The sequence below is a fragment of the Cupriavidus sp. 05N38 genome (assembly GCF_056397345.1).
On the sequence record NZ_JBFTNF010000147.1, the window covers coordinates 1 to 2,840 of the forward strand.

4 protein-coding genes and 1 pseudogene are annotated in these 2,840 nt (G+C 73.6%); all 5 read left to right on the forward strand.

Annotated elements, in window-relative coordinates; translation table 11 throughout:
- Positions 1-426: triphosphoribosyl-dephospho-CoA synthase (locus tag AC1DK4_RS40505; RefSeq protein ID WP_477132258.1), on the forward strand; the 426-nt coding region annotated here is incomplete at its 5' end.
- Entirely contained in the window at positions 426-752 is a 327-nt protein-coding gene (locus tag AC1DK4_RS40510; RefSeq protein ID WP_441622870.1) for a malonate decarboxylase subunit delta, read from the forward strand. The genes AC1DK4_RS40505 and AC1DK4_RS40510, both read left to right, overlap by 1 nt.
- On the forward strand, positions 749-1,600 hold the full coding sequence (locus AC1DK4_RS40515; RefSeq protein ID WP_441622872.1) for a biotin-independent malonate decarboxylase subunit beta: 852 nt from the start codon (positions 749-751) through the stop codon (positions 1,598-1,600). The genes AC1DK4_RS40510 and AC1DK4_RS40515 overlap by 4 nt, the downstream gene beginning before the upstream one ends.
- Positions 1,597-2,427 carry a biotin-independent malonate decarboxylase subunit gamma gene (gene mdcE, locus AC1DK4_RS40520; protein WP_441622874.1) on the forward strand — a complete coding sequence of 277 codons (831 nt, stop codon included), beginning with the start codon at positions 1,597-1,599 and terminating at the stop codon, positions 2,425-2,427. The genes AC1DK4_RS40515 and mdcE overlap by 4 nt, the downstream gene beginning before the upstream one ends.
- A 34-nt stretch (positions 2,428-2,461) precedes the next feature.
- Positions 2,462-2,840: pseudogene (locus AC1DK4_RS40525) on the forward strand (malonate decarboxylase holo-ACP synthase); the annotation flags it as partial.

Genomic DNA, 2,840 nt, shown 5'->3' on the forward strand with positions numbered 1-2,840 from the left:
TGCCTGCACTACGGCGTGAGCGGCGCGCGCGGCCAGGCACAGGCGGGCTTTCCGCATGTGCTGCGCGCCGGCCTGCCCGAGCTGCGCCGCAGCCGCGCGCGCGGCGACGCGGAGCCGAGCGCGCGCGTCAATGCGCTGCTGGCGATCATGAGCCGGCTCGACGACACCTGCGTGCTGGCCCGCGCCGGGCGCGAAGGCCTCGCGCTGATGCAGGCCGGCGCGGCGCAGGTACTGCGCGCGGGCGGCATCGCCACGCTGGCCGGACGCCGCCTGCTGCGCGGGCTCGAGGCCGGCATGCTGGCCTGCAACGCCTCGCCCGGCGGCGCGGCGGACCTGCTCGCCGCCACCTTCTTCCTGGACCGGCTGCCGCTGGCTGCGGCACCGCTTGGATTCACACCCGCTTGCCCCGCGCAAGGAGACAAGTAATGGAACAGCTCAAGTTCGAATATCCCGCCGGCGCACCGGCCAGCCGGAACGTGCTGGTCGGGGTAGTCGGCTCCGGCGACCTCGAGGTCATGGTCGAGCCCGGCACCACGGGCACCACCGTGATCGACGTCACCACCTCGGTGGACGGCTATGGCAAGGTGTGGGGCGCACAGCTCGCGCGCGTGTTCAGCGCCGAGCCGCGCGCGGCCATGCGTGTGCGCATCCACGACTTCGGCGCCACGCCTGGCGTGGTGGGCATGCGCCTGGCCGAAGCGTTCGAAGCGCTCGACACATCCGCCGGCGCCGGCGGCAAGGAGCAGCCATGAATCACGCATCGCTGCTCACACGCGAGAGCTTTGTCGAACTGGGCGCACGGGCACGCGTGCACGCGCTGCTCGATGCCGGCACCGTGCGCGAACTGGCCGGCCCCTTCGACAAGCTGGTGTCGCCATGGCTAGAACGCCAGGGCGTGGTGCCGCAGGCCGATGACGGCGTGGTGGTGGCCAAGGGCCGCATCGACGGCCAGCCCGCCGTGGTGCTCGCCATCGAAGGCGCGTTCCAGGGCGGCAGCCTGGGCGAGGTCGGCGGGGCCAAGATCGCCGGCGCGCTGGAACTGGCCGCGCAGGACAACCGCCGCGGCATCCCCACGCGCGCGGTGATCCTGTTCGAGACCGGCGGCGTGCGGCTGCAGGAAGCCAACCTCGGCCTSGCGGCCATCGCCGAGATCCACGCGGCCATCGTCGACCTGCGCCGCTACCAGGCGGTGGTCGGCGTGATCGCCGGGCAGGTGGGCTGCTTCGGCGGCATGTCGATCGCGGCCGGGCTGTGCAGCTACCTGGTGGTCACGCGCGAGGCCCGCCTCGGCCTCAACGGCCCCGCGGTGATCGAGCAGGAAGCCGGCGTGGCCGAATACGATTCGCGCGACCGGCCCTTTATCTGGAGCTTCACCGGCGGCGAGCAGCGCATCGCCACCGGCCTGGCGGACCGCTACGTGGACGACGACAGCGATGCCATCCGCGCCGCCCTGCGCGAATTGCTGGCCGCGGGCCCGCCCGCCACGCACCGCAGCGAACGCTACGCGCACTACCTGCAACGGCTGCGCGACTACGATCCTTCGCGCCAGCCGGAGCCGGGCACCGTGCGCGCCATCTATGCCGAGGGAGACCGCGCATGAACACCGACAAGAACGCAGCACCAGCCACGAGCCGCGGCGAGACCTGGCTGGCCGCGCTCACCGGCAACGCCGCGCGCGCGCCCGGCTATCCCGCCAGCGTGCAGGTGGCCGACGCCGGACTGGCCGGCCAGGCGGCGCGCTTCATCGCCGTGGTGCCCGATGCCGGCAGTGCCTACCCGCGTGCGCGCGACGGCGAGGTGGGCCTGATCGAAGGCTGGTCGCTGGCGCGCGCCGTGGACGAAGTGCTGCAGGCCGACCGCGACGCCACCGTCAAGCGGCCCATCATTGCCATCGTCGATACGCCCAGCCAGGCCTATGGCCGGCGCGAGGAAGCCTTCGGCATCCACCAGTCGCTGGCCGGGGCCGCCGATGCCTATGCCAGCGCCAGGCTGCAAGGACATCCGGTGATCGCGCTGCTGGTCGGGCGCGCCATGTCGGGCGCCTTCCTCGCGCACGGCTACCAGGCCAACCGCCTGATCGCGCTGGACGATGCCGGCGTGGAAGTCCATGCCATGGGCAAGCAGGCTGCCGCCCGTATCACCATGCGCAGCGTGGAGGACCTGGAGACATTCGCCGCCAGCGTGCCGCCAATGGCCTACGACATCGCCAGCTACGCCACGCTGGGCCTGCTGTGGCGGCGCATCCGCGTGAACCACGCGGCGCAGCCCGACGCGGCCGACCTCGACACCACGCATGGCGCGCTGCAGGCTGCGCTCGCCGATATCCTGGCCGACCCGCAGCGCGACCTGCGCAGCCGCCTCGGCGGTGCCAACCGCCAGGCCTCCAGCCGCGTGCGCGAATTGCTCGCGCAGCAGTGGGGGGACTGACGTGCCGGACCGGTGCGCCGCACAGGTGCCAGCCATGAACCGGCCCGACCCGCTGCCGCACGACCTGGTCTGGCTTGCCGACCCGGCGGCCTTCGCCGCGGTCAATGCGCTGCCGCCCTGGGCCGGCACCGCTTGGCTGGCGCGGGCGCCGCTGGTGGTGCGGCGGGCCTGCGCCGATGCGCAGGCCCGCATCCCGGTGGGCCTGCGCGGCGTCACGCGCGCGCAGCGCCACGCGGCATGGCTGCCCGCGGCGCAGGTGGCGCGCACCGTGACGCCGCGCATGATCGCGCAGCAGGGACGCTGGAAAACCCATCCCCGGCGTGCGGCCGTGCCCGCGCTGGCGGCGCTCGCGCTGGCCGCGCCGCTGCTGGACGAGGCGCAGGTGGACTGGGGCGTGACTGGCGGCGTCGGCT